The 2572-nt window shown below is 68.4% G+C and carries 2 protein-coding genes; both read left to right on the top strand.

The window, feature by feature from the left end; all coding sequences use genetic code 11:
* The first annotated feature begins 130 nt into the window (after positions 1 to 130).
* The gene (istA, locus tag MTQ10_RS29700; RefSeq protein ID WP_247473543.1) at positions 131 to 1669 is read left to right on the top strand and encodes an IS21 family transposase; all 1539 of its coding nucleotides are present in this window, start codon (positions 131 to 133) and stop codon (positions 1667 to 1669) included.
* On the top strand, positions 1669 to 2460 hold the full coding sequence (gene istB / locus MTQ10_RS29695) for an IS21-like element helper ATPase IstB (protein WP_247473539.1): 792 nt from the start codon (positions 1669 to 1671) through the stop codon (positions 2458 to 2460). The genes istA and istB overlap by 1 nt, the downstream gene beginning before the upstream one ends.
* Positions 2461 to 2572 lie beyond the last annotated feature (112 nt).

Here is a 2572-nt window from a genome sequence, read left to right as displayed (position 1 = left end):
TGACGGCGGCCGTGGCAAGCTCCCCATAGGCGGCCATTTACCGCCCCACTGATGGCCACGGGTTTCCCCGCGTACGGCCAGTTTTCTCCCCGCTCGCCCCGAGTAGTCCCGCTCGGCGACGCTGGAGCGGGTGAAGAACAGCAGGGAGATCATGGAGATCCTTGAGGCATACGACCTCACAGGCAGTTACCGTGCCGCGGCCGAGCTGGCCGGGTGCGACCACCACACGGTGGCCCGTTATGTGAAGATGCGGGCCGCCGGCCAGCATCCTGACCAGAGGCGTCACCGGTCTCGCGCGATCGACGACTATCTGCCGAAGATCGAGGACCTGGTGGTCCGCTCGCAGGGCAAGATCCGAGCGGACGTGGTCCACAAGAGGATCACCGCGATGGGCTTCACCGGCGGGGAACGCACCACCCGCCGCACCGTCGCCGAGGCGAAAGCCCAGTTCAGGGCCGGTCGGCGGCGGGTCTATCGGCCGTGGGTGACCGAACCGGGGCTCTGGCTTCAGTACGATTTCGGCGACGGCCCGGTGATCAAGGGCCGCAAGACCACGCTGTTCTGCGCATGGCTGGCCTGGTCGCGTTTCCGCGTCGTCATCCCGATCTGGGACAAGACGCTGCCGACGGTCACCGCGTGTCTGGATGCCACGTTCCGCCGGATCGGCGGGATCCCGGCCTACGTCCTGACGGACAACGAGAAGACGGTCACCATCGACCACGTCGCCGGGATCGCCATTCGCAACCCGGAGATCGTCGAGGTCGCCCGGCACTACGGCACGACGATCCGCACCTGTCTGCCGGCGGACCCGGAAACCAAGGGCGGCAGCGAGTCCACGGTGAAGATCGCGAAGGCAGACCTGGTGCCCAGGGACGTCAATCTCCGGGAGGAGTACAGAACCTTCGGCGAGCTGGAAGCCGCCTGCCGCCAGTTCTGCGACGAGGTCAACTCCCGCACACACAAGGCGACTCGGCGCAAGCCCGTCGAACGGCTGGCGGAGGAAGCCCAGCGGCTGCACCCGCTGCCGAAGCGTCCGTTCACCGCGGCGTTCGGCACCACCCGGCGGGTCACTTGGGAGTCGACGATCTCAGTCGACGCGGTCCGTTACTCGGTCCCGCACGAGCTGATAGACACCCGGGTCTGGGCCCGTTTCCACGGCGACGAGCTGATCGTCACCGCCGTCGACGAGCACGGCTCGGCCATCGAGGTCGCCCGCCACCCTCGCGGCGAGCCCGGCTCGCCGGTGCTGGACGACGCCCACTATCCGCCGCGCGAGGACAAGGAAATGGACCGCACTCCGAGGGCGACCTCCGCCGAGGAGGCCGCGTTCCTCCAGCTCGGCCCAGGTGCTGCCAGCTGGCTGATCGAGGCCGGGGCGGCCGGGGTCCGGCGGGTCAAGGCGAAGATGGCCGAGGCCGTCGCGCTCTCAAAGCTCTACTCCATAGCGGAAGTCGACCGCGCGCTCGGCACCGCCGCGGTCACCGCCCGCTTCGCTGACAAGGACCTCTTGTCGATCCTCGACTACCAGGCCGTCCACGGCCTGGCCGAGCCGGTCCGCCGCAGCGAGGACCACTCGCTGCAGCCCGGCACCTCCGCCTGGTCCGCCCTCGGCGCCGCCACCCCGAACACTCCTGATCTTTCCGAGTACGACGAAAGCGACCTTGCCTGATGGCCACCCCTCTTCGCACTGTTCCCGGCACCAACGGCGACCCGCTCGCCGAGGCCATCGACCTGACCCGTCGGCTCAAACTCCCGCACATCCGCCGGTCATTGACCGACATCATTCCCACCGCGAAGGCCCAGCGATGGGACCCGGCCGAGGTCGTCCGCGTCCTTCTTGCCGAGGAAGCCGCAGGCCGCGACCGGGCCAACCTGCACACCCGCCGCAAGCGGGCCGGCTTCCCCACCGGCAAGACCTTCGGCGACTGGCACGAGGGCAAGTCCTCCATACCCCGGGCCACCCAGGACGCCCTGAAGAGTCTGGAATGGGTCGGCCGCCGGGAGAATTTTTGTATTTGCGGGCCCTCGGGGACGGGAAAGTCGCACTTCACCGAGGCGCTCGGGCAGACCGCGGTCGAGGCCGGCCTGACCGTCGCCTGGTTCACCATCGAGGACCTGGGCGCCCTGGTCCGCCGCCACCGCGCGGACGACTCCATCGCCCGAGCCCTCGCGAAGATCGTCCGCTCGGACCTGATCATCGTCGACGACATCGGGCTCCTGCCCGTCTCCGAGGACGCCGCCGAGGGCTTCTACCGCCTGGTCGACGCCGCCTACGAACGGCGCTCGATCGCCGTCTCCAGCAACCTCCACCCGTCCGGATTCGACGAGATCATGCCCAAGACCCTGGCCACCGCGACCGTCGACCGGCTACTTCACCATGCTCACGTCACGGTCACTCAGGGTGATTCGTTCAGGTTCACCGAGGCCACCACCGGCAAGGGGGTGAAGCCCTTCAGCTGATCCACACCAACCTCTGGCGGGGAGACATCTGGCCGCCAGCGGGGACCTCTAACCGGCCGCCAGCAGGGAGAACTACTGGCCGCCTACGGGGAGCACTACATGGCCGTTGACA

The organism is Streptomyces sp. XM83C (assembly GCF_023072675.1).
GTDB lineage: Bacteria > Actinomycetota > Actinomycetes > Streptomycetales > Streptomycetaceae > Streptomyces > Streptomyces thermocoprophilus.
The sequence above is the reverse complement of the archived record's forward strand: the minus strand, read 5'-3'. Positions and strand labels throughout refer to the sequence as shown.